The 23,304-nt window shown below is 73.5% G+C and carries 20 protein-coding genes; 12 read left to right on the forward strand and 8 right to left on the reverse strand.

What is annotated here, in order from left to right:
• The 4 genes from Q1K26_RS05075 to Q1K26_RS05090 all read left to right on the forward strand — a co-directional run.
• On the forward strand, positions 1-830 hold an 830-nt coding region (locus Q1K26_RS05075; RefSeq protein WP_300007991.1), incomplete at its 5' end, for a histidine kinase.
• 10 nt (positions 831-840) lie between these two features.
• On the forward strand, positions 841-1,473 hold the full coding sequence (locus tag Q1K26_RS05080; RefSeq protein ID WP_300007992.1) for a response regulator transcription factor: 633 nt from the start codon (positions 841-843) through the stop codon (positions 1,471-1,473).
• A 30-nt stretch (positions 1,474-1,503) separates the two neighbouring features.
• Positions 1,504-2,517 (forward strand): malate dehydrogenase, encoded by a 1,014-nt coding sequence (locus Q1K26_RS05085; protein WP_300007993.1) that lies wholly within the window; start codon positions 1,504-1,506, stop codon positions 2,515-2,517.
• Positions 2,518-2,609: 92 nt separating this feature from the next.
• A complete protein-coding gene (locus Q1K26_RS05090) occupies positions 2,610-3,167 on the forward strand; it encodes a Uma2 family endonuclease (protein ID WP_300007994.1) in 558 nt (185 codons plus the stop codon).
• Positions 3,168-3,224: 57 nt separating this feature from the next.
• On the opposite strand, the gene Q1K26_RS05095 is transcribed toward Q1K26_RS05090, so the two are convergent.
• Positions 3,225-4,325: a methyltransferase domain-containing protein gene (locus Q1K26_RS05095; protein WP_300007995.1), complete on the reverse strand. Its 1,101-nt coding sequence runs from the start codon at positions 4,323-4,325 to the stop codon at positions 3,225-3,227.
• Between the two features lie 130 nt (positions 4,326-4,455).
• Positions 4,456-6,195 (reverse strand): malto-oligosyltrehalose trehalohydrolase, encoded by a 1,740-nt coding sequence (gene treZ / locus Q1K26_RS05100; RefSeq protein ID WP_300007996.1) that lies wholly within the window; start codon positions 6,193-6,195, stop codon positions 4,456-4,458.
• Positions 6,196-6,393: 198 nt separating this feature from the next.
• On the opposite strand from treZ, the gene Q1K26_RS05105 reads away from it, so the two are divergent.
• Positions 6,394-6,789 (forward strand): hypothetical protein, encoded by a 396-nt coding sequence (locus tag Q1K26_RS05105; RefSeq protein WP_300007997.1) that lies wholly within the window; start codon positions 6,394-6,396, stop codon positions 6,787-6,789.
• The gene (locus Q1K26_RS05110; RefSeq protein WP_300007998.1) at positions 6,786-7,202 is read left to right on the forward strand and encodes a hypothetical protein; all 417 of its coding nucleotides are present in this window, start codon (positions 6,786-6,788) and stop codon (positions 7,200-7,202) included. The genes Q1K26_RS05105 and Q1K26_RS05110 overlap by 4 nt, the downstream gene beginning before the upstream one ends.
• A 1-nt stretch (position 7,203) precedes the next feature.
• Here the strand turns inward: Q1K26_RS05110 and treY are convergent, their stop codons facing one another.
• From treY to Q1K26_RS05130, 4 genes are read right to left on the reverse strand one after another with little or no spacing between them, the layout of a single operon-like run.
• Positions 7,204-9,579, reverse strand: coding sequence for a malto-oligosyltrehalose synthase (gene treY / locus Q1K26_RS05115; RefSeq protein WP_300007999.1), 2,376 nt, complete (start codon positions 9,577-9,579; stop codon positions 7,204-7,206).
• A 23-nt stretch (positions 9,580-9,602) separates the two neighbouring features.
• Positions 9,603-9,887 carry a hypothetical protein gene (locus Q1K26_RS05120; RefSeq protein WP_300008000.1) on the reverse strand — a complete coding sequence of 95 codons (285 nt, stop codon included), beginning with the start codon at positions 9,885-9,887 and terminating at the stop codon, positions 9,603-9,605.
• Entirely contained in the window at positions 9,884-10,855 is a 972-nt protein-coding gene (locus tag Q1K26_RS05125; protein ID WP_300008001.1) for an LLM class flavin-dependent oxidoreductase, read from the reverse strand. Before Q1K26_RS05125 ends, Q1K26_RS05120 begins: the two co-directional genes overlap by 4 nt.
• The gene (locus Q1K26_RS05130) at positions 10,852-11,877 is read right to left on the reverse strand and encodes a methyltransferase (RefSeq protein WP_300008002.1); all 1,026 of its coding nucleotides are present in this window, start codon (positions 11,875-11,877) and stop codon (positions 10,852-10,854) included. Before Q1K26_RS05130 ends, Q1K26_RS05125 begins: the two co-directional genes overlap by 4 nt.
• A gap of 79 nt (positions 11,878-11,956) precedes the next feature.
• Between Q1K26_RS05130 and Q1K26_RS05135 the strand changes: the two genes are divergently transcribed.
• Positions 11,957-14,860, forward strand: coding sequence for a BTAD domain-containing putative transcriptional regulator (locus Q1K26_RS05135; RefSeq protein ID WP_300008003.1), 2,904 nt, complete (start codon positions 11,957-11,959; stop codon positions 14,858-14,860).
• A gap of 9 nt (positions 14,861-14,869) precedes the next feature.
• Here Q1K26_RS05135 and glgX read toward each other — a convergent pair whose 3' ends face one another.
• Entirely contained in the window at positions 14,870-17,041 is a 2,172-nt protein-coding gene (gene glgX, locus Q1K26_RS05140; RefSeq protein WP_300008083.1) for a glycogen debranching protein GlgX, read from the reverse strand.
• 66 nt (positions 17,042-17,107) lie between these two features.
• Positions 17,108-17,569 carry a PPOX class F420-dependent oxidoreductase gene (locus tag Q1K26_RS05145; RefSeq protein WP_300008004.1) on the reverse strand — a complete coding sequence of 154 codons (462 nt, stop codon included), beginning with the start codon at positions 17,567-17,569 and terminating at the stop codon, positions 17,108-17,110.
• 92 nt (positions 17,570-17,661) lie between these two features.
• On the opposite strand from Q1K26_RS05145, the gene Q1K26_RS05150 reads away from it, so the two are divergent.
• The 5 genes from Q1K26_RS05150 (at position 17,662) to Q1K26_RS05170 (ending at position 23,290) form a co-directional block, all read left to right on the forward strand.
• Entirely contained in the window at positions 17,662-18,087 is a 426-nt protein-coding gene (locus tag Q1K26_RS05150; RefSeq protein WP_300008005.1) for an HIT family protein, read from the forward strand.
• An 11-nt stretch (positions 18,088-18,098) separates the two neighbouring features.
• The gene (locus tag Q1K26_RS05155) at positions 18,099-18,767 is read left to right on the forward strand and encodes a histidine phosphatase family protein (protein ID WP_300008006.1); all 669 of its coding nucleotides are present in this window, start codon (positions 18,099-18,101) and stop codon (positions 18,765-18,767) included.
• A gap of 57 nt (positions 18,768-18,824) precedes the next feature.
• The gene (locus tag Q1K26_RS05160; protein ID WP_300008007.1) at positions 18,825-20,123 is read left to right on the forward strand and encodes an MFS transporter; all 1,299 of its coding nucleotides are present in this window, start codon (positions 18,825-18,827) and stop codon (positions 20,121-20,123) included.
• Between the two features lie 529 nt (positions 20,124-20,652).
• Positions 20,653-21,891: a GGDEF domain-containing protein gene (locus Q1K26_RS05165; protein ID WP_300008008.1), complete on the forward strand. Its 1,239-nt coding sequence runs from the start codon at positions 20,653-20,655 to the stop codon at positions 21,889-21,891.
• Between the two features lie 97 nt (positions 21,892-21,988).
• Positions 21,989-23,290, forward strand: a complete 1,302-nt coding sequence (locus Q1K26_RS05170; RefSeq protein WP_300008009.1) for a GGDEF domain-containing protein — start codon at positions 21,989-21,991, stop codon at positions 23,288-23,290.
• Positions 23,291-23,304 lie beyond the last annotated feature (14 nt).

A 23,304-nucleotide genomic window follows, 5' to 3' on the forward strand; every position in this document is an offset into this window, starting at 1 on the left:
CTCGTCCCCGTCGTCTGCATGAACAGCGCGATCAACTGGTCGAACTGGCGCCGACGCCGCCAACACGAAGCTCGCGTCTGCCATTACCGACGCCGCGGCCACCGCCCTCCGTGACCCGAACTGCCGTTGCAGTACTAGCCGAGTTCGCGCTCGGCGTCTTCGTCCTGTACGTCCTCCCGCGGCTCGTCATCACGACGCGCGAGCTGCACGAGGCACGGGGGGAGCTCGTCTCGCTTGCGCTGGCCCGGGAGCGGGTCCGGGTCGGCAGGGACCTGCACGACACCCTCGGACAGCTGCTCTCGCTGGCCCTACTCAAGATCGATCTCGCCGAGCGGGTCGGGCCGGGCGAGTTGTCCGGCGGCAGGCGATCGGGCCTCGGTGAGGTCCAGGAGCTCCTGCGCGAGTCGATGGCGGAGATGCAGCGCGTCGTGCTCGGGATGCGCCAGCCGTCGTTGCGCGACGAGATCACGAGCGCGGCGATCCTGCTCAGGTCGACCGGGGCCGAGGTCACGGTCAGGGTGGCGGACGTCGAGCTGAGCGCCCGGACCTCGGAGATCCTCGCCTGGGTCATCCGCGAGGGGACGACGAACATCCTGCGGCACAGCACCGCCACCTGCTGCGCGATGTCGCTCGACGCGGCGGCGCCGCGCCGGGCGCGGTTGAAGCTGGTCAATGACGTTCCGGTGCCGACGATGGCGGAGATGCCCGGCGGCAGCGGTCTTGCCGGACTCCGTGAGCGGTTGCGGGAGGTCGACGGCGATCTGATCGTGACCAGGACGGCCGGGGGATTCTCGCTGACCGCAACGGTCCCCTGCGCGGCGGCCGAGTGAGGGGGTGCGCATGGACCGGACCGGTACGACGAACGTGATCATCGCGGACGACCATGTGATGATCCGTTCGGCGCTCGCATCCCTCGTCGACAACGAGCCGGACCTGTCGGTGGTCGGGGAGTGCGGGCGCGGCGACGAGGCGGTCGCCATGGTGGCGAGGCTGCGGCCCGACGTCGCCGTTCTCGACGTGGAGATGCCGGGCGTGGACGGGCTGGAGGCCTGTCGGCAGATCACCGGCCGCCATCCGGGCTGCCGGTGCATGATCCTCACCGCGCTGAACAAGCCGGGCCTGCTGCAACTGTCGCTGCGGGCCGGGGCGCTCGGGTTCATCGTCAAGTACTCGCCCGTCGGGGAGCTGCTCGACGCCATCCGCGCCGTGGCCAGAGGTGAGCGGGCCGTCGACAGCACGCTGGCCATCGCCGCACTGGCCTCGTACGAGGTCCGTCTCACCGAGCGGGAGCTCGCCGTCGTCGAGCTGGTCGCCGAGGGCATCCCGGATCTGGAGATCGGCCGCACGCTGAGCCTCTCGGGTGGCACCGTCCGCAACTACGTCTCGGCCGTCATGGCCAAGGTGGGCGCCCGCAACCGGGTCGATCTCGTCCGCATCGGCCGGGCGGACGGCTGGCTGCGCTCCAGTTCCTGACCGCGGGTGCCCACGGTCTAGCCTGTCCCCGTGACCGCTTCCCCACCCGCCGCACCCGTCAACGTCGCCCCAGTCGTCGTCACCGTCACCGGAGCCGCCGGACAGATCGGCTACGCGCTGCTGTTCCGCATCGCGTCCGGCCAGCTGCTCGGACCCGACACCCCGGTCCGCCTGCGCCTGCTGGAGATCCCGCAGGCCGTCAAGGCCGCCGAGGGTGTCGCGCTGGAGCTGGAGGACTGCGCGTTCCCGCTGCTGTCCGGGATCGACATCACCGACGACGCCACCGCCGCGTTCGACGGCGCCAACGTCGGCCTGCTGGTCGGTGCCCGCCCCCGCACCAAGGGCATGGAGCGCGGCGACCTGCTGGAGGCCAACGGCGGCATCTTCGCCCCGCAGGGCCGCGCCATCAACGCCGGTGCCGCCGACGACATCCGCGTCCTCGTGGTCGGCAACCCGGCCAACACCAACGCGCTCATCGCCTCGGCCGCCGCTCCCGACGTGCCGGCCGAGCGCTTCACCGCGATGACCCGCCTGGACCACAACCGGGCGCTCGCGCAGCTGTCGAACACGCTGTCGGTGCCGCTCACCGACATCCGCAAGCTCACGATCTGGGGCAACCACTCCGCCACCCAGTACCCCGACCTCTACCACGCCGAGGTCGGCGGCAAGATCGCCGCGGAGCAGGTCGAGGAGGCCTGGCTGCGCGACGAGTTCATCCCGCGGGTGGCCAAGCGCGGCGCCGAGATCATCGAGGTGCGCGGGTCGTCGTCCGCGGCGTCGGCGGCCAACGCGGCCATCGACCACGTGTACGACTGGGTCAACGGCACCCCCGAGGACGACTGGACCTCCGCCGCCATCCCGTCCGACGGCTCCTACGGCGTGACCGAGGGGATCATCTCCTCGTTCCCGGTCACGTCGAAGGACGGCACGTGGGAGATCGTCCAGGGCTTGGAGATCAACGACTTCTCGCGGCAGCGCATCGACGCCAGCGTGGCCGAGCTCGTCGAGGAGCGCGACGCGGTCAAGAGCCTCGGCCTGCTCTGACCTCCGCTTTCCGACGACCCCGCTCCGCTCCGGAGCGGGGTCGTCGGCGTCGTGGGGGCGGTAGCATCGGGGCCCGACCGAGGAGGTGTGCGGTGACCGCAGCACGGGTGGTGGGGCTGCTCAGCGCGTCGGACCTGTCCTTCGAGCCGGACGACGGTCTGCGTCGCGAGCTGCACGACGGGGTGATGCACGTGGTTCCGCCACCGAGTGACGACCACGGCTGGGAGGCGCGAGCCGCTGACCAGGCGGTATCGGTGAACGCGCCGGACACCGTGTACATCCTGCAGAACGTCGGCGTCCACGTCGGCCTGCGCCGGCTCTATGTCCCGGACCTCACCGTCGTGCACCGCGGCACGCCCTACCACGACTTCGCCTACGATCCCGGCGGCGTCGTGCTCGTGGTCGAGATCGTCTCGCCCTCCTCGGTCACCCTCGACCGCGTCGCGAAGCCCGCGGTCTACGCCGAGCAGGGCATCCCGTACTTCTGGCGCATCGACGACGGCCCCCGCCTGCAGGCCTACCGCCTCGACCCGACGACCGGCAGCTACGTGCCGGACCTCGAGCTCGGCCCCGGCGAGCGCGGCGAACTGACCGAGCCGTGGCCCGTCACGCTCGACCTGACCGAGTTCGTGATGCCGCACAAGCGCTGATCCGCGTCACGGCGGGGTCGACGACGATCCCCGCGGTCCGAACGGCCGTGGTCCGGGCTACCGGCGCGGTCGGTGGGTGACATAGACCGAGTCGAACGGGTCGTCGGGTACGTCGTGGACCTCGGTGTCGACGAAGCCGGCGTCCGCGAGCATCGCGACGGCACGTTCCTCGCCCCACACGGTTCCCAGTCCGGCGCCGCCGTGGGCCAGCGACACGGTCATGCAGTGCAGGGTGCTGACGCCGTAGAGCCACGGTGCGAATGGGTTGCCGACGTTGTTCTCGAGATGGCTCGACGCCTTGATGTCGACCATCACGAACACCCCGCCCGGCACGAGCGCCGCGTGCACCTTCTCCAGCACCGTCGCCGGGTCGACCTGATCATGGATGGCGTCGAACGCGAACGCGGCGTCGATCGGCGGCTCGGTCGGCAGGTCGGTGACGTCGAGCAGCTCGAACGTGACGTTCGGTAGCTCCCACTCGGCGGCCTCCGCGCGGGCCGCCCCGATCGCATCGGGCGAGATGTCGTACCCGACGAAGGTGGAGGCGGGGTACGCGCGGGCCAGGAGGTTGGTCGTGTGCCCGGTGCCGCAGCCGATGTCGACGACGCGGATCCCCGCGGCCAGCCGGTCCGGCAGCTCACCGGTGACCGGCAGGACGCCGTCGATCAGCTGGTCGTCCATCAGGCCCCGGGACATCGCGTCCATCACCTCGGTGAACTCGGGCCGGACCTTCTCGTAGGGCACGCCGCCGCCGTCGCGGGTCGCCGCGGCGACCGCGGGCAGGTGCGTGCCCAGCAGCGTGTTGATCCGGGCGAACGGTGCCAGGTTCATCGATCCCGCACCGGTGAGGCAGACGGCATGCTCGGCCGGGAGCGTGTAGCGGGCGGCCGCGGCGTCGTAGTCCAGAATCCCGGCCGTGGTCAGCGCGCCGAGACACTCGCGAACGTAGCGCTCGACGAGCCCGGCCCGGGCGGCGATCTGCTCGCTGGTGCCCGGCCCGGCCGCGAGCGACTCCAGGATCCCGGTGCGGTGCGCGAGATCGATCATCAGGGTGACCATGCCCTCGGTGTAGGTGGACAACATCCGCCCGGCGAATGCCTCCACCTTCGCGCCGTCGATGGCAGGAGCCGGGGCGCTCCCGGTGTCGCCGGTCGTCATCGTGTCGCTCCTCGTGCTACCGGTGCTGCCCGACACGCAGCCCCGACACGATACTCGTCACAGCCCGTCCCGTACACCGGTCGGACCGGTGCCTCGGGCGAGGTCCGCGCCCGATCGACCACGGTCCTCGCTATGCGAGCCGCACGATCGCGAAGGACTCCGGACCCAGGGTCAGGGCATCGTCGTGGCCCTGCACGGGCTCGCTGGCCAGCAGGATCCGGCCCACCGGGGCGTGCAGGGCCAGCGTGACGGCGTCGGGGCCGAGGTTGGCCGCCACCCGCAGCCGCCCGCGGTGCAGCACCACGGTGCGCGCGTCCTCGTCGACGTCGACGTCCACCTCGTCGAGCCACGGGTCGCTCAGCTCCGGCCAGGCCTTCCGCAGCGCGATCAGCTCGCGGTGCACCTGCAACAGCGTGGCGTGCGGCTCGGCCAGCGCCTCGTCCCAGTCGAGCTTCGAGTCGGTGAACGTGGACTCGGCGTTCGGGTCGGGCACCTCCACGTCACCCCAGCCGTGCTCGGCGAACTCCGCGGTGCGGCCCTTCCGGACGGCCTCGCGCAGGGCCGGGTCGGGGAAGTGGGAGAAGAACTGCCAGGGCGTGCGGGCGCCCCACTCCTCGCCCATGAACAGCATCGGGGTGAACGGCGAGCCGAACACCAGCGCGGCGCCGCAGGCCAGCAGGCCGGGGGAGAGGGTCTCCGACAGCCGGTCGCCGGTGGCGCGGTTGCCGATCTGGTCGTGGTTCTGCAGGTAGGCCAGGAACCGGTGGCCGGGGACCCGCCGGGTGTCGACGGGCGCCCCGTGCAGCCGCTGCCGGAAGCTCGACCACGTGCCCTCGTGCAGGAACGCACGGGTGAACACGTGCGACAGCCCGGTAAACCCGGCGGCGGCGAAGTCGGCGTAGTAGCCCTGGCCCTCGCCGGTGAGCGCGGAGTGCAGGGTGTGGTGGATGTCGTCGCACCACTGCGCGGTGAGCCCGTAGCCGCCCGCCTCGCGCGCGGTGACCATCCGCGCGTCGTTGAGGTCGGACTCCGCGATCAACGACAGCGGTCGGCCGACGTGCGTGGACAGCGCCTCCACCTCGATCGCGAGCTGTTCGAGCACGTGCGTGGCGCGCTCGTCGTGCAGGGCGTGCACGGCGTCGAGGCGCAGCCCGTCGACGTGGAACTCGCGCAGCCACATCAGCGCGTTGTCGATCACGAACCGGCGCACCGGCTCGGAGTGCGCCCCGTCCAGGTTCACCGACGGGCCCCAGATGTTGCTGCCCGCGAAGTACGGCCCGAACCGGTCCAGGTAGGCCCCCGAGGGCCCCAGGTGGTTGTAGACGACGTCCAGCACCACGCCCATGCCGCGCACGTGGCAGGCGTCGACGAAGCGTTTGAACGCGTCCGGCCCGCCGTAGTTCTCGGTGACCGCGTACCAGCCGACGCCGTCGTAGCCCCAGTTGCGCGGGCCGTCGACGGCGTTGACGGGCAGCACCTCGACCAGGTCGATCCCCAGCGCGACGAGGTGGTCGAGACGGCGGATCGCGGCGTCGAAGGTGCCGTCGGGGGTGAACGTGCCGATGTGCAGCTCGTAGAGCACGCTCCCGGGCAGTTGCCGGCCGGTCCACATCCCGTCGGCCCAGCGGTGGGCGTGCTGGTCGTACACCCGCGACGCGCCGTGCACGCCGGTGGGCTGCCAGCGTGAGCGGGGGTCGGGCAGCGGGGTCTCGTCGTCGTCGAGCAGGAACGCGTAGGCCGTGCCCGGGCCGGCGTCGGGCACCGAGGCGCGCCACCACCCGGCGCCGTCGCGGCTCATGGGACGGGTGGTGCCGTCGACGAGCACGCGGACCTGGTTGCGGTGCGGTGCCCACACCTGGAAGTCACTCACGGTGCGATCCTGCCCTGCGGACCTGCGAGGTGCCGGTCCGGGAGCGGCGATGCTGGTCACGCAGAGTCTCCGAAATCGCCCGACCCGGTGATCGTGACCGCGCCGCCTTCTCGCGCTGGACGTCGGTGTGTTGCGCTGTTGACCATGGAGACACGATCGATCCGGCGGGCAGCCGGGCCTGGACGGATCCTCCTCGCGGTGGCATGCGCGGCCGTGCTGACGGGCGCGACGCCGGGTGTCGCCGCGGCACAGCCGCCCCCGTGCATCAACTACGTGCACACGGAGGAAGCCGGACGCGTCGAGGTCGATCTCCGGCTCGACCCCGCGACGGGGAACTTCTCGACATTGACGATCTTCTGGTTCATCAACGACGCGGGCGCGCAGCCGGGCATCTACAACTGGTCCCACGTCGTCAACGGCGTCTCACAGACCCCGCGGATCGACATCAAGGACGACAACTTCCACACCGCCTTCCGCGCGGTCGACGGCTGGTACTTTGGCGACACGTACCGGCTCCAGGCCACCCACTACTCGAACGCGACGAACACCACCTACGTCGCCGCCGTGAACGAATGTGTGATCACCCCGCGATGACCGATCTCACCGCTGTCGCCGCCGCGCAGTCCCTTCCCCACGTGGTCGCCGCCCTCCACGCGATGATGCCGGCACCGCTGGCCCTCGTCTGCGCGGGTCAGCAGGTGGCCATGGTGGACTCCGCGTCGGGACGGACGATCGCGACGCACGGCGTCCGTCTCCCCGCCTCGGGTGGGGCCGACGCCGTGCGGATCTTCGTCCACCACCTGCTGTCCGACGTGCAGGACCTCGTGACAGACCACCTCCGGGCACCGTGGCCGGTGGCCGACGGCGGTGCCGCGCTATCGGCCTGGACGGCGCTGGACGGAGCCACGGTTCGGCCGGGGTTCGCCCGTCCCGGTGCGTCCGAGCCGGCCCTCGCACTCCCGGTGTTCGCGCTGCCGTCGCCGTCCGCCGTCCGCTCGGCGGGCTGAGTCACGCCGGGCGGACGAGCAGCGCCACCGGGTAGCGGCCCAGCACGTCGGCCAGGCGCGGCGCGCTGCCGTCGACCGCGGTGTCGGAGATGACGTCGTGCCAGTCGGCCGCCGCGCCGGGCAGGGGCAGCACCGAGTCGCCCCACCCGCCGCGGGCGGCGAGCCCGACCGGCAGCCGGGTGGCGACCGCGACCAGCGACGGGGAGCGCTGGAACGCCACTGCGTGCCGGGCGGCCGGGCCCTCGGCGGGCAGCGCCCGGTAGCCGTCGAACACCTCGGGCCGGAAGCGCCGCAGCCGCAGCGCTGCCGCGGTGACCAGCAGCTTCGCCGCCCCGCTCGCGTCGACATCGGGCAGGAACCCGTCGTCGAGGCGGGTCAGCAGCTCGCGCCGCGCGGCCCAGTCGACCGGGCGCCGGTTGTCCGGGTCGACCAGCGAGTACTCGAACAGCTCGGTGCCCTGGTACACGTCGGGCACACCCGGCCCGGCGATCTGCAGCAGCTTCTGGCCCAGCGAGTTGGCCCGGCCCGGCCCGGCGATCCGCTCGACGAACTCCTCGATCTCGGTGACCAGCTCCGCGTCGCCCAGCACCGCGGCGGGCCAGGCCGCGACGGCCTCGTCGACCTCGGCCACCGCGTCGACGTGGCTGGTGACGCGCTTGGCCTCCTTCGCCGCCTTGCCCAGGTAGGCCGCCATGCGCTCGGCGGAGATCGGCCATGCCCCCACGAGGTTCTGCCAGGCCAGCAGCTCCAGCGAGGGGTCGGGCAGCGGGTGCCGGGCGGCCCAGCGGGGCAGCAGGTCCGCCCACTCGGCGGGGATCTCGGCCAGCACGGCGAGCCGCGCGCGGACGTCCTCGGAGCGCTTGGCGTCATGGGTGGACAGCGTGGTCATCGTGGCGGGCCAGGACGCTGCGCGGCAGGCCAGCGCCGTGTGGAACTCCTCCGGCGGCACCCCGAAGCGCGACGGGTCGCCGCCCACCTCGTTGAGCGCGACCATCCGGTTCCAGCGGTAGAACGCGGTGTCCTCGACGCCCTTGGCCATCACCATGCCCGAGGTCTGCTGCACGCGGGTGGCCAGCTCGCCGCCCGGCTCGGCGAGCATCGCGGCGTGGATCGCGGCCAGCTCGTCGGCCAGGTCCGGGCGGTGGGCGCGGGCCACGGACACGGCGACGTCGAGCGACGCGCGCCCCTCCGGCAGGTAGGACCGGTACACCGGAAACCCGCACAACAGCTCGGCGACGGCGTCGCGCACCCGCTCGGGGGCCCGTCCGGTCACAGCGGGGTGGCTTTCCTCCGACTGGACCGGGGCAGAGCCACCCTGCTGTGACCCGGGCGCGGCGGGGACCAGGCACGCGATGCGCGCCACCTCCGCGGCCAGGATCGTGGCGGCCACCTCGCGGCGGGCGTCGTGCTCCGCGGCGTGCAGGGACTGCTTCACACCGGTGTGCTCGGCGGCGACCTGGGTGAGCAGGCCCGCGCCGTCGGGGTCGACGAACACCCCGCCGATCTCCCGCAGCGCCTCGTAGCCCGAGGTGCCGTCGACCGGCCACGACGGCGGCAGCTGCTCCCCGACGCCGAGGATCTTCTCGACGAGCAGCCAGCGGTCCGGTCCCAGCGCGGCGCGCAACCTGCGCATGTAGGCACCGGGGTCGGACAGCCCGTCGGGATGGTCGACGCGGATGCCGTCGACGTCGCCGGCGTCGACCCAGCGCAGGATCTCCCGGTGCGTCCTCTCGAAGATCTCCGGGATCTCGACGCGCACGGCGGCGAGCGTGGAGACGTCGAAGAAGCGGCGGTAGGTCAGCTCCGCGGCCCCGCGCCGCCAGTTCACGAGCCGGTAGTGCTGGCGCTCGTGCACCTCCTGCGCGGTGCCGTCACCGGTGCCCGGCGCGATCGGGAACGCGTGCTCGAAGTACCGCAGTTCGTCGCCGTCGACGGAGAGGTCGGCGACCGAGTCGTCGCCCAGGATCGGCAGCAGGATCGGGCCGGCGTCCCAGTCGACGTCGAACGTGGCGGCGTGCTCGGAGGACCGCCCGAGCCGCAGCACGTCCCACCACCACGGGTTCGCCTTCGCGACCTCGACGCCCACGTGGTTGGGCACGATGTCGAGGACGAACCCGAGGCCGCGCTCGCGCACCGCGTCGACGAGCCGGCGCCGCCCCTCCTCACCGCCGCGCTCCGCGGACACCCGGGTGGGGTCGACCACGTCGTAGCCGTGGTTGGAGCCCGCGCCCGACTCCAGCAGCGGGGACGCGTACAGCGCCCCGATCCCGAGGGCGTCGAGGTAGGGGACCAGGCCGGCCGCGTCGTCGAAGGTGGTGTCCTTCGAGAACTGCAGCCGGTAGGTGGACGACGGCACGGTTCTCCGGGCATCGGGCACCCGGAGAACCTAGTCGACGCGCCTCAGCGCCGCCGGGCCGAGACGAGCAGGAACTCCGCCTCGTAGGTCCCACCGCGGTGCCAGTCCTCCAGGAAGGCGAGGAACACGGCGGGATCGCCGCGTTTGCCGGTGCCCGCGCCGACGTCGAGCACCCGCTGCCCGGCCCTGACCCCGCAGTGGCGGACCAGCTCGGCACCGAGGGTCGGGATCAGCTCGGCGGCCACCGCCGGGTAGTCGCCCGACGCCCACAGTGCGCGGTGCCTGGCCTTGAGGGCGCGGTCGGCATCGGTCCCGGTCGTCGCGGTCATGACGGCTTCTCTCGGTTACCGGGTGCCAGCTCGGTGAGCAGGCGGTCGAGTTCGTCGAGCGGGAGGTGCGGGGGGAGGGTGAGGGCCGGGAGCTGGGCTCCCGCGCCGTACCAGCGATCCAGCGCGGCACCGGCGGTGTCGCCGTGCAGCGTGAGCTCGTCGAGCAGCACCCGCGCCGCGGCCGGGACCGGCGCGTCCGGGCCCGCGGCGAGCACGGCGTCCACGGCGGCGCCGAAGCCGAGCCTGCGCAGGGTGTCGCGGTACAGCGGCCCCATCGAGGTCAGGTAGAACGCGACCCACCAGTACGCGCCCGCCTCCGACACCGCGACCGGGACGCAGGGCCCGACGAGCGTGCCACCGGGCGGGCGTCCCGCGCGGGCGGCGCCCTCGTCGAGCAGCCCGATCCCCGCCTTGAGCGCGGAGCGCGGGAGCAGGAACGGCGACCAGCCGTCGGCGAGCTCGCCGGCGAGCCGCACCGCATGCGGGCCGAGCGCGGCGAGCCGGATCGGCACCCGGGCCCCGGGGCGCACGGCGAGCCGCAGTGGGCGCTGCCGGTCCGGTGCCGACGGGGCGAGGCGGGCGCCGTCGAGCAGGGCACGTACCTGGCGGGTCACCGCGCCGAGCCGCGCGACCGGCTCCCGGAACGCGACGTCGTGCAGGCCCTCGGCGAGCTGCGGGCTGCCGGCTCCCAGCCCGAGGGTGAAGCGGCCGCCGGAGACGGCGTCGAGGCTGGTCGCGAGCATCGCCAGGGACGCGGGGCTGCGACCCCAGACGTTGAGCACGCCGGTGCCGATCCGGATGCGGCTCGTGCGGGTCGCGACCTCGGCCAGCAGCACCGCGGCGTCATGGCCCCAGCCCTCGGCCAGCAGGAACTCGTCGTAGCCCAGCTCCTCGGCGCGCACGGCGAGGTGCAGGACCACGTCGCGGCGGGTCTCCAGCGGGGTCAGCGCCGCGGCGAGCGGGCTCACGACGGGCTCCGGGCCGACAACGCGGCGGTGATGCCGGGGATGAGCTCCCCCCGCGCGAGCACGGTGAACCCGTGGCCGCGCAGCCGCTCGGCCAGCGCGCCCGCCGAGAACGACACGGTGTCGGGGTGGTAGGCCACGTACTGGAGGAACCACAGGGCCGCGGCGGTGGGGCCGGCGCCGTGGTCGTCGAGGGCGAAGTCGTGGACGACCAGCAGCCCGCCGGGGGCCAGGCAGTCCCGGGCCTTGGCCAGCACGACGTCGATCTCGGCGTCGCCCACCGCGCTGAGCAGGTACGACAGCAGCACGACGTCCTGGTCCGCGGGCCAGGGGTCGCGCACGGCGTCGGCGGCGAGCAGGTCGATGCGCGCGGACAGCCCGGCCGCGTCGCGGTAGCGGCCCGCGACCTCGACGACGGCGGGCAGGTCCAGCACGGTGGCCCGCAGCGCGGGGTGCCGCTCGCACAGGGCGATCGAGAACGCGCCGCTGCCGCCGCCGACATCGAGCAACCGGCCGGCGCCGTCGACCGCCGGGCCGATCCGCTCCGCCAGTGCCCTGGCGGCGCCGAGCGACCCGGCGTGCTGGGCGTCGGTGAAGGTCGCGGCCTCCTCGGGGGAGGACAACAACCCGGCCAGGGTGTCGAACGCGGCTCCGGTGCCGGCCAGCCCGGCGTCGAGGTGGGTCAGGGCCGGATAGATCTGGCGCCCGATCTGCAGCCGGAAGTACTCGCCGAACCCCGAGGGGGCGCCCCGCACCAGCCAGCGGGCCGCCGCCGGCCCGTTCGCGTATCCGGCGCCGTCGTGATCGAGCAGTCCGAGCGCGGTGAGCGCGTGCAGCAGGGTCTGCAGCCGGTTGCGGGCCACGCTGGTGCACGCGCAGAGTTGCTCAGTGGTCGCGCGGCCGGAGTCGAGCCGGGTGAACAGGTCGAGCTCGAGCGCGGCGAACAGCGCCTTCGAGCCGATGAAGCCGTAGGCGATCGCGGACAGCTCCCGGCGCTCGGTGAGCGTGGTCGTGGTGGCGTGCATCTGTCCTCCGGTCGTCGGTCGGCGCTACCCTCTCGACACCGGCTTGCAATCGGATTGCACAGCGGACCAGGGGTGAGAGGTGTACTTCCGCATCCTGGGGCCCCTCGAGGTGCACCTCGGCGGGGTGCCGGTCGCCGTCGGCGGGGCGAAACCGCGCGCGCTGCTCGCGGTCCTGCTGCTGAGCCGCGGCCGGGTCGTGCCGGTCGACGCGCTCGCGGCGGCGTTGTGGGGCGACGCGCCGCCGCCCGGGGCCACGAGCGCGCTGCGCGCCTACGTCTCACGGGTCCGCGCGACGCTGGAGGCGGCCGGGGACGAGCGCCGCCTGCACTTCCGCAGCGGTGGCTACGTCCTCGACGTCGTCGACGACGAGCTCGACGCCGCCGAGGCGCAGCGGCTCGTCACCGCCGCGCGGTCGGCCGACCCGGCCCGCGCGGTGGAGCTGCTCGACGACGCGCTCGGGCTCTGGCGCGGTGAGGCGCTGGCCGAGTGCGACGGCCTCGACGACGCCCGCGCCGAGGCCGCCCGGCTCGCGGAACTGCGCCTCGGCGCCGCCGAGGAGCGCGTGGACGCCCTGCTGGACCTGCGCCGCGGGCGGGAGGTCGTGGCGGAGCTGGAGGGAATGGTGCGGGCGCACCCGCACCGCGAGCGCCCGGCCGTGCAGCTGATGGCCGCGCTCTGCGCGGCCGGGCGCCCCTCCGACGCGCTGGTGGCCTACCACGAGCTGCGCGGCCGGCTCGACGAGGAGCTGGGCGTCGCACCGTCCGCACCGGCGCAGGCGCTGTTCCGGCGGATCCTCGACCGGGACCCGGCGCTCGACCCGGCCGTTCCTCCGGCCCCGGGCAACCTGCCGCGCCGCGCCACCAGCTTCGTCGGCCGCGCCGCCGAGCTGAGCGGTGTCGTCGCGGCCCTGCGCGCCGCCCCGCTGGTGACGCTCACCGGCTTCGGGGGTGTCGGGAAGTCCCGGCTGGCGCTGGAGGTCGCGGGCCGCGACCGGGAGCCGTTCCCGGACGGCGTGTGGCTCTGCGAGCTGGCTCCGCTGCCCGAGGGCGGCCCGGTCGGTCACGCGGTGGCCGCCGCGCTCCGGGTGCAGCAGCGCCACGGCACCGACATCGACGGGTCGGTGGTCGAGTACCTGCGGACGCGGCGGCTGCTGCTGGTCCTCGACAACTGCGAGCACGTCCTCGACGGTGTCGCCCGACTCACCCACCGGATCGTGACCCGCTGCGCGGGGGTCGCGGTGCTGGCCACCAGCCGCGAGCCGCTCGGCGTCGACGGCGAGCAGGTCTGGCCGGTGACGCCCCTGCCGATGGGCGACGCCGCCGAGCTGTTCGTGCACCGCGCCCGCGCGCACCGTCCGGGTCTCGCCGACGAGCCGGGGCCCGTCGCGGAGGTGTGCCGGCGCCTCGACGGCCTGCCGCTGGCGATCGAGCTGGCCGCGGCGCGGACCCGCGCGATGAGCGTGGCCGAGGTCGCCGGGCGCCTCGACGGGGGGCGGTTGCTCACCGCCGGCGGCCCCCGGGGCGCCGACCCCCGGCACCGGAGCCTGGCCGCGGCGATCGACTGGTCCTACGAGCTGCTCGAACCGGCGGAGCGGCTGCTGTTCGCCCGGCTCTCGGTGTTCGCGGGCGGGTTCGACCTGGCCGCCGCCCACCACGTGTGCGCCGAGGACGTGTGCGCCGAGGACGGGTGCGCCGAGGACGTGTGCGCCGCGGGCGGCGACGACCGGCGGACGCTCGACCTGCTGACCGGGCTCGTCGACCGGTCGATGGTCGTGGCCGGGGCCGCCGCCGCCGGAACCCGCTACCGGATGCTGGAGACGTTGCGCGCGTTCGGCCGCGACCGGCTGCGCGAGGCGGACGGGGAGGCGCCCGTCGTGCTCGCGCACGCCCGGTACTTCGCCGGGCTCGCCGGGCGCGCGGCCCGCGGCGCCCAGGGCCCCGACGAGCGCGCCTGGGTCGCGGCCACCCTGCCCGACCTGGACAACCTGCGCACCGCCTTCGAGACCGCCATGGCCTGCCGCGACGTCGGGCTCGTCGTCGCCGTGGTGACCGCGCAGTCCGAGATCGGGCACATCCGGGTGGGCTACGAGTCCGCCGAGTGGGCCGAGCGCGCCCTGGACCTGGTGTCGGCGGAGCATCCACGCCACGCCGAGATCGTCGGTGCCGCGGCGCGGGGGGCGTGGAACCGCGCCGACTTCGTCCGGGCCCGCCGCCTGGCCGAGCGGGCGGGTGGTCAGGTCCCGGCACGCGGCACGGGGCGCATCGCCTACCCCGGCGACGTGCTCGCCGACATCGCGCTCTACGAGGGTGACGTCGCGGCCGCGCGGCGCCACTACGAGCAGCAGGTGGCCGCGGCCCGCCGCGACGGCGACCCCCTCCGGCTGGTGTGGACGCTGTACTACGTGGCCGTCTGTCACGCCGTGCTGCGCGACCCGGACGGGGGGCTGGCGGCGGCCCGGGAGAGCGTCGACGTGGCCGGGAGCACGGCGAACCCCACCGCGATGTCGATGGCGCGCTACGCGCTGGGCCTGGTGGGCAAGAAGGCCGACCCGCAACGCGCGCTGGCGCTGTTCGACGAGGCCGCCGCGCTGGCGGCGGGGGTGCACAACTTCTGGTGGCGGGGCGTCGCGCTCATGGAGGCGGCGGCCACCCGGGCCGTGCACGGCGACCCGGTGGCCGCCGCCGCGGCCGTCGTCGAGGTCGTGGACCACTGGGACCGGGTCGGGGACCGGACCCAGCAGTGGCTCAACCTGCGCTACGCGGTGCGGCTGCTGGCCCGCCTCGACGCGGGTGCGGACGCCGTGGCGGTGCACCACTGCCTCGTCGCCGCGGGCAAACCGTCACCGTTGCGTGCCGCGCACCTCGCCCGGCTGCTCGACGGCCCCGGCGGGGCGCGCTTCGCCGCCGCGGCCGCGCGCGGGTCGGCGCTGACCGGCGACGCGGCGGTCGCGCTGTGCCGGGCCCGCCTCGTCGCGGTGCGCTGACCCCGCCGCTCAGCCGGCGGGCTGCACGCGCTGGAACACCACCAGCGAGCGGGCGGCGAGCCGATGGACCGCATCCGCGCCGAGCGTGTCGGGTTCCGTGGCGGCCATGCCGGGCGCGGTGGCGAGCGTCGTGACCTCGCCCGCCTCGGTGTCGACGACGACGGCCCAGCGCGACCCGTACTCGGAGCCGGGCAGCGCCACGTCGATGTCCTCGTGGTGGGCGTTGAGGGCGACGACGAAGGAGTCGTCGGTGACCCGCTCGCCGCGCGGGTCGACGTCGTAGATCGCGTCGCCGTTGAGGAACACCGTGACGCACTTGCCGAAGCCGGAGTCCCAGTCGCCCTCGGTCATCTCCTCGCCCGACGGCGTGAACCACGCGATGTCGGGCAGCGCCGCGGCCGGGTCCGAGCGCCGTCGCGGGGCGATCGGGCGGCCGGCGAAGAACCGGCGCCGCCGGAAGACCGGGTGGGCGTGGCGCAGGGCGACCATGCCCGCGGTGAACCCGATCAGCGAGGCGTTCTTGGTGGCCAGCGTCCAGTCGACCCAGGCGAGCTCGCTGTCCTGGCAGTAGACGTTGTTGTTGCCGCGCTGCGTGCGGCCCAGCTCGTCGCCGTGCAGCAGCATCGGCACGCCCTGGCTGATCAGCATCGTGGCGATGATGTTGCGCTGCTGCCGTGCGCGGAGCTCGAGCACCGCCTCGTCGTCGGTGGGGCCCTCGACCCCGCAGTTCCACGAGCGGTTGTGGCTCTCGCCGTCGTTGTTGTCCTCGCCGTTGGCCTCGTTGTGCTTCTCGTTGTAGGACACCAGGTCGTTGAGCGTGAACCCGTCGTGCGCGGTGACGAAGTTGATCGAGGCGAACGGGCGTCGGCCGTCGTTCTGGTAGAGGTCGGAGCTGCCGGTCAGGCGCTGGGCGAACTCGCCGAGCGTGCCGGGCTCGCCGCGCCAGAAGTCCCGGACGGTGTCGCGGTACTTGCCGTTCCACTCCGTCCACAGCGGCGGGAAGTTGCCGACCTGGTAGCCGCCGGGGCCGACGTCCCACGGCTCGGCGATCAGCTTGACCTGGCTGACCACCGGGTCCTGCTGCACGAGGTCGAAGAAGGTGGACAGCCGGTCGACGTCGTAGAACTCACGGGCGAGGGTGGAGGCGAGGTCGAAGCGGAAGCCGTCGACGTGCATCTCGGTGACCCAGTAGCGCAGCGAGTCCATGATCAGCTGCAGCGTGTGCGGGTGCCGGACGTTGAGCGAGTTCCCGGTGCCGGTGTAGTCCATGTAGTAGCGGGGGTCGTTCTCGACGACGCGGTAGTACGCGTGGTTGTCGATGCCGCGCATGGACAGCGTCGGGCCCTTGTCGTTGCCCTCGGCGGTGTGGTTGTAGACGACGTCGAGGATCACCTCGATGCCCGCGTCGTGCAGGTCACGGACCATCGCCTTGAACTCCTGCACCTGGTTGCCCGGCCGGTTCCCGTTCATGGCGTACGCGTGGTGCGGGGCGAGGAAGGCGACGGTGTTGTAACCCCAGTAGTTGGACAGGCCCTTCTCCTGGAGGTGGTGGTCGTCGAGGAACTCGTGTACCGGCATGAGCTCGACGGCCGTGACGCCCAGGTTCGTGAGGTGCTCGATCATCGCCGGGTGCGCGAGACCCGTGTAGGTGCCGCGCAACGGCTCGGGGACGTCGGGATGGGTGATCGTGAGCCCGCGGACGTGCGCCTCGTAGACGACCGTCTCGTTGTAGGGGATCTTCGGCGGGCGGTCGGAGCCCCAGTCGAAGAACGGGTTGACGACCACCGACTTCGGTACGAACGGGGCGGAGTCGGCGTCGTTGCGCGCGGACGGGTCGTCGAACGGGTAGCCGAACACCGCCTCGTCCCACCTCACCGGGCCGTCGAGGGCCTTGGCGTAGGGGTCGATGAGCAGCTTGTTCGGATTGCACCGCAGGCCCTGGGCCGGGTCGTGGGGGCCGTGCACGCGGAAGCCGTAGCGCTGGCCGGGCTCCACGGTCGGGAGGTAGCCGTGCCAGACGAAGCCGTCGACCTCGATGAGCGGGACCCGTGACTCCTCGCCGTCGTCGTCGAACAGGCAGAGCTCGACCCGCTCGGCCACCTCGGAGAAGAGCGCGAAGTTGGTACCAGCGCCGTCGTAGGTGGCACCCAGGGGGTAGGCGTGACCCGGCCACGGCCGCATGAGGTTCTCGCAATCGATCGATTCGGACAACGGCGAGAGATTACCGGGGTGGGCCGACGCCCCGCCTCACGCGAGCCGCGCGGGGAACCCTCCGGTGGCGATCGGGCTCCAGCGCGCGGGGGTGATCCGGATCAGGGCCTTACCCTGGTCGGTCATCGCCCGCCGGTAGGCGTCCCAGTCGGGGTGCTCACCGGAGATCGAGCGGAAGTAGTCGACGAGCGGCTCGACGGCGTCGGGCAGCGTGAGCAGCTCCGCGTCGCCGTCCACCTGCACCCAGGGGCCGCCGAAGTCGTCGGAGAGCACCACCACGGAGGCCTTCCCGTGGCGCGCCGCGTTGCGCGCCTTGGCCCGCTCGGGATAGGTCGCGACGACGATCCGTCCCTCGGCGTCGACACCGGCGGTGACGGGTGAGCCCTGCCAGGTGCCGTCGGCGCGCGGTGTCATGAGGATCACGTGGTGGCGGGGGCGCAGGAACTCCAGGAGTCCCGCGCGGTCGACGGTGGTGGTGGTCGCGACGGTACGAGCCATGATCACCAGTCTAGGTGGGTGGGCCGGGCCCGGGCGTCGGCCGGCGTGATCGTCTCGCGGTGGTCGGGTCGGTGCGGCTAGTGTTCACCTCGATGCCTACCGTGTTCACGAAGATCATCGACGGCGCGCTCCCCGGCCGGTTCGTCTGGTCCGACGACCGCGCCGTCGGGTTCCTGTCGATCAACCCGCTCGCGCCGGGACACACGCTGGTGGTGCCGCGTGCGGAGGTCGACCACTGGGTCGACGCCGACGCCGGCCTGCTCGCCCACCTCACCTCGGTCGCCCACGCGATCGGCGAGGCCGTTCGCACGGTGTACGCGCCACCGCGGGTCGGGCTGCTGGTCGCGGGGTTCGAGGTGCCGCACCTGCACCTGCACGTGTTCCCGGCGCAGGACATGGGCGCGTTCGACTTCTCCCACGCCGCGGCCACCGTCGACGCCGCCGAGCAGGACGGTCACCGTGACGCGCTGCGGGCCGCGCTGCGCGACTCCGGGCACGGCGAGCACGTCCCCGGATGACGGGGCGGTAGGTGCAGCTGCTGCTCGTCCGGCACGCGCTGCCGCAGCGCGTCCACGGTCGCGCGGACATCCCGACCGGGCCGACCGTCCCCGCCGGGACCGCCGACCCGGCGCTCACCGAGCTCGGCGAGCAGCAGGCCCGCCGGCTGGTCGCCGCGGTGGGCCCCGCGGTCGACGGGCTCTACGTCAGCCCGATGCGCCGGGCGCGGGCCACGGCCGCGCCACTGGCCGAGGCGCTCGGCCGCGACCCGGAGATCGTCGACGACCTCCGCGAGTACGACGCGGACTCCACCCACTACATCCCGGTGCACGACATGGCGGAGTACGACCCGGCGGCGTGGGACCGGATACGCGCCGGCCTGCTCCCTCCCGACGTCGACGTCGCGGAGTTCGCCGGCCGGGTCGACGCCGCGCTCGAGCGGATCGTCGCCGCGCACCCCGGTCGCGAGACCGTGGTGGTCGTGGCCCACGCCGGCGTGGTCAACGTGTGGCTGGCCCGTCTCATCGGCATCGACCGGCCGCTGGCCTTCCCCCTCGACTACACCGGGATCACCCGGGTGCTGGCGGGCCGGGACGGGCGGCGCTCGGTGCGCACCGTCAACGAGATCGCACACGTGGCCGACCTGCTCGGGCCGACGGCGGGCACCGTCCGAGCCCGGTCCGGCGACCATCCGGGGTGACCGCAGGCGCACAGGTGCCTACGCTCGGTGGGCCAGCGGCGAGGGGGAACGAGCCGGATGTCCGAAGGACCGAGCCCGAACGGTAGGCGGCCAGGCACGCCGGCGGCGGAGGAGCAGCCGCGCCTGTCCGCGGTGTTCGGCATCGGGGAGTTCCGCGCCATCTGGCTGGCCGACCTGCTCTCGATCATGGGGGACCAGCTCGCCCGGGTCGCGCTCGCGGTGCTGGTCTACGGGCGGACGGGGTCGGCGGCCTGGGCCGCGGCCACCTACGCGCTGACGTTCCTGCCGGCGATCGTCGGCGGCGTGACGCTGTCCGGGCTCGCCGACCGCTACCCGCGGCGGGTCGTGCTCGTGGTCAGCGACCTGGTCCGGGCGGTGCTCGTCGCCGTGATGGCGCTGCCCGGTCTCCCGCTCCCCGTCCTGTGCGCCGTGCTGGTCGCGGTGGTGCTGTTCGGGGCACCGCACACCGCGGCCCGGGGGGCCCTGCTGCCCGAGCTGCTGCCTGGTGACCTCTACGAGCGGGGCCTCGCGGTGTCCCAGATCACCAGCCAGACCGCACAGGTCGTCGGCTTCGCCGCGGGCGGGCTGCTCGTCGCGGCCGTCAGCCCGTCGACGGCGCTGCTGCTCGATGCTGCGACGTTCCTGCTGGCCGCGGTCGTGCTCCGGCTGGGTCTGACCCGCAGGCCGCGGCCGGTCCGGCCGGCGGGGGCCCCGGCTGCGGGCGGCCTGCGCGACGCGGTCGCCGGGATCGCCGACATCGCCACCGACCCGCGACGCCGGGCGCTGGTGATCCTCGTGTGGATGGTCGGTCTCTACGTGGTGCCCGAGGCGCTGGCCGCGCCGTACGCCGACGAGATCGGCGCCGGGACCGCCGTGGTCGGGTTGCTGATGGCGGCCGATCCGCTGGGCAGCGTGCTCGGCGCGTGGTTGTTCGTACGCTTCGTGTCGCCGCGGCGGCGCGCCCGGCTCGTCGGGGTGCTCGCCATCGCGGCGGGACTGCCGCTGCTGCTCACCGCCCTGCGGCCCGGGGTCCCGCTCACCCTCCTGCTGTGGGGGCTGTCCGGAATGGCGTCCACGGCCTACGTCATGCAGGCGCAGGCCTCGTTCGTCCGGGCCACACCGGACGCGATCCGGGGTCGGGCGATCGGCGTCGCCGCCTCCGGGATCATCGCCGGGCAGGGCGTGGCCGTCCTGCTGGGCGGGGTGCTCGCCGACGTCTGGAGCCCGTCGACGTCCATTGCCGTGTGTGCCGGGATCGGCGTCGCCACGGCCGCGGTCGGCGCGGTGGCGTGGCGGCGGGCGTCCCGGCACCGGGAGGTGCCGGACGCCGCCGCGATACCACCGACGATCGTCTGAACGCATCCGGCGGTCGGGACCTGCGCGCCGGTGCGCGAGGTCTCAGGTCCAGTTCTTGGCGCGCATGGTGGGTTCCTTTCTGTGGGTGGGGTGCGGTGGTGGGTTTCAGGTCCAGTTCTTGGCGCGCATGGTCGGTTCCTTTCCGTGTGTGGCGTCGGTGCAGCGGCATCCCGATGGTGACCGGAGGATGCGCTGACCGGTCTGACCGTGTCATCCCGATCGGGCCGAGGGGACGTCGGAGCGGCCGTTGCAGCACTTCGGCTGACGGCGACTAGGCCGTTCGGCCTAAGCGGCCGGACGGAATCCGGTCGGGCGGACGGGACCGGGCCGGGCTTGCGGCGATGAGGTGACAGTCGCCCGGAGGATGTACTACCGTGGCCGAAGATCACGATCGAGGTCCGGACGGGGACAGGTGGGCGTGGCCAACGAATCGGTACGCGGCAGGCGCCGGGTGGCTGATCTCGTGAGCCGACCGGCTCGGTGGCCGGTCTGGCAGATACCCACCCAATTGCTCACTGCGGTTCTCCTGGTGGAGCTCACGGCGTTCCTGCTGATCGGGTTCGGGCTTCTCACGGAGTCGTCGAGTTGGGCCGACGGCGTCGTCGTGGGAGTGTTCTTCGGCCTTTCCCTGCTGCATGCCGAGATCGCCAACAACGTGGAGACGGTGCGCTGGCGGATCACCGACGACCTGCACGTCGATCTCAGTTCCGTCTGGCTCGTCGCCGGCGCCGTGCTGCTGAACCCACCCCTCGCCGCGCTGCTGGCGGTGGCGATCAACACATACCTGTGGGCGCGTTCCGCCCGTGTCCGGGCGCCGGTGTACCGGCAGATCTTCAGTACCGCGGCCATCGCGCTGTCGTGTCTCGCGGCGAGCGGTGTGGTCCGCTACGTCACCGGTGGCCGATTCGAGGTGTCCGAGCCCGGTGCCGGGCTTCTGGCGCTCATGCTCGCGGCGCTCGTCTTCTTCACCGTCAACACCGGCCTGGTCGCCGGGGCGATCGCGGTGAGCGCGCCGCAGGCGAAGGTCGCCGACATCGTCGGGGAGTGGGACGAGAACCTTCTCGAGTTCGCCACGATCAGCCTGGGCACCCTCGCGGCCGTCGCCTACATCGTCAATCCGTGGCTCGTGCTGTTCGTGTTCCCACCGCTGCTGGTGCTGCACCGGGCGGTGCTCGTCCGGCATCTCGAGCTGGCCGCGAGCACCGACAGCAAGACGGGTCTGCTCAACGCCGCCGCCTGGCACACGCAGGCCGAGCGGGAACTGCAGCGGGGCAGCCGTCGGGTGGGTCCCAAGGCCGTGCTGGTGGTCGACCTCGACCGGTTCAAGGCGGTCAACGACACCCATGGGCATCTCGCGGGCGACCGCGTGCTGGCGGCGGTCGCCGACGCGATGCGCGCGGAGGTGCGCGACCGCGACCTCGTCGGCCGGTTCGGCGGCGAGGAGTTCGTGGTCCTGCTCCGAGGGCTCGACGAGGCGGGCGAGGGCCAGGTGGAGCTGGCGGCCGTCGCGGAGCGGATCCGCAGTCGCATCGCGTCGCTGTGCGTCGAGATGCCCACCGCGGACGGCCCGCTCAGCATCGCCGGGCTGAGCGCGTCCGTGGGTGGTTCCCTGTTCCCGGGCGACGGGCAGGACCTGCGCACGCTGCTGCAGGTGGCCGACACGGCGCTCTACGCGGCCAAGCGCGCCGGGCGCAATGTCGTGCGGATGGGGATGCACCTCCCGGTGGCCGCCGAGGTCGACCACGAGGCCGTCGACTCCGCCCGGTGAAGGTCACGCACCGTCACCGGCTGTCGACGGAGTTCCACCTGTCGTGCGACCGCATCCACCCTGACACGTCGGCCGCACGTCGATAGCGTCTCGTCTCGTGGACGACACGTCACCCTCCAGGACCCGGTGGGAACTGTGGGGTGTCGGGCATCGTCTGCTGGTCTTCGCGGTGACGGTGGAGGTCGCCGCCGCGGTGTCGGCCGTGACCGGCCTGGTGGGCACCCCGCCCGGGGGTGGCCCGTTGCTGCTCGCCTTGGCCCTGACCGCGCTGAGCGTCGTGCACACCGAGCTCGCCACCGGGATCGAGCGGTCCCGCCGCCGCGCGACTGAGACCTCCTACTTCGACCTCAGCTCGGTCTGGACCTTCGCCGCGGCACTGCTGCTGCCGCCGGGGCTGGCCGCGGTCGTGATCGTGGTGGTGTACACGCACCTGTGGCACCGCGTGTGGGCGCCGGCCCGGGTACCGCTGTACCGGCACGTCTACACCACGGCCACCGTGCTGCTGGCCGCTCGCGCCGCGCACGAGGTGGTCCGGACGGCGGGCGGGCTGCCGGGTGGCCTGGCCGATCCCGCGGCCGTCACCGCCATCGCGCTGGCGGTGCTCGCCTACGTCGTCGTCAACACCGTGCTGGTCGGTGCGGCGATCGGCCTCGCGCAGCCCGGGATCGCGCTGCGGGAGCTCGTCGGGCGCTGGGACGACGTGGCGCTGGAGATGGCCACGCTGTGCATGGGCGCGCTGGCGGCGGTCGCGCTGGGCTCGGCGCCGGGTCTGGTGGCCCTGGTGCTCCCGCCGATACTCGTGCTCCATCGCGCCGTGCTCGTCCGCCAGCTGGAGGAGGAGGTGAGCACGGACGCGAAGACGGGCCTGCTCACCGCCGCCACCTGGCAAGCCGAGGCTGCGCGCGCCGTACGACGGGTGCAGCGCGCGGGCACCGGGGCCGGGGTCCTGATCCTCGACCTCGACCACTTCAAGATCGTCAACGACACGCACGGTCACCTCGCCGGGGACGACGTGCTCGCGGCCGTCGCGGCCGAGCTGCGCGCCGGGGTGCGCGAGCGGGACGTGGTGGGCCGCTTCGGCGGCGAGGAGTTCGTCGTCCTGCTCCCGGAGCTTCCGCTGGGAGCCGCCGGGCGCGCGGAGCTGTGGCAGGTGGCCGAGCGGCTGCGGGACCGGGTCGCGAGGATGGACGTGGGCGTCGACACACCGGGCGGGCTGCGGACCATCACCGGAATCTCGATCTCGATCGGCGGTGCCGCCGTACCCACCGACGGCACCACCCTCGACCAGGTCCTCAGGGCGGCCGACACCTCGCTGTACGCGGCCAAGGGAGCCGGGCGCAACGCGGTGCGCATCGCCGCCGACCGGCACGTCCCGGCCCCCCGCGGGCCCTCGCTCTGAGGGCGCGGGCCGGC

Source organism: Pseudonocardia sp. (assembly GCF_029263155.1).
Taxonomy (GTDB): Bacteria; Actinomycetota; Actinomycetes; order Mycobacteriales; family Pseudonocardiaceae; genus Pseudonocardia.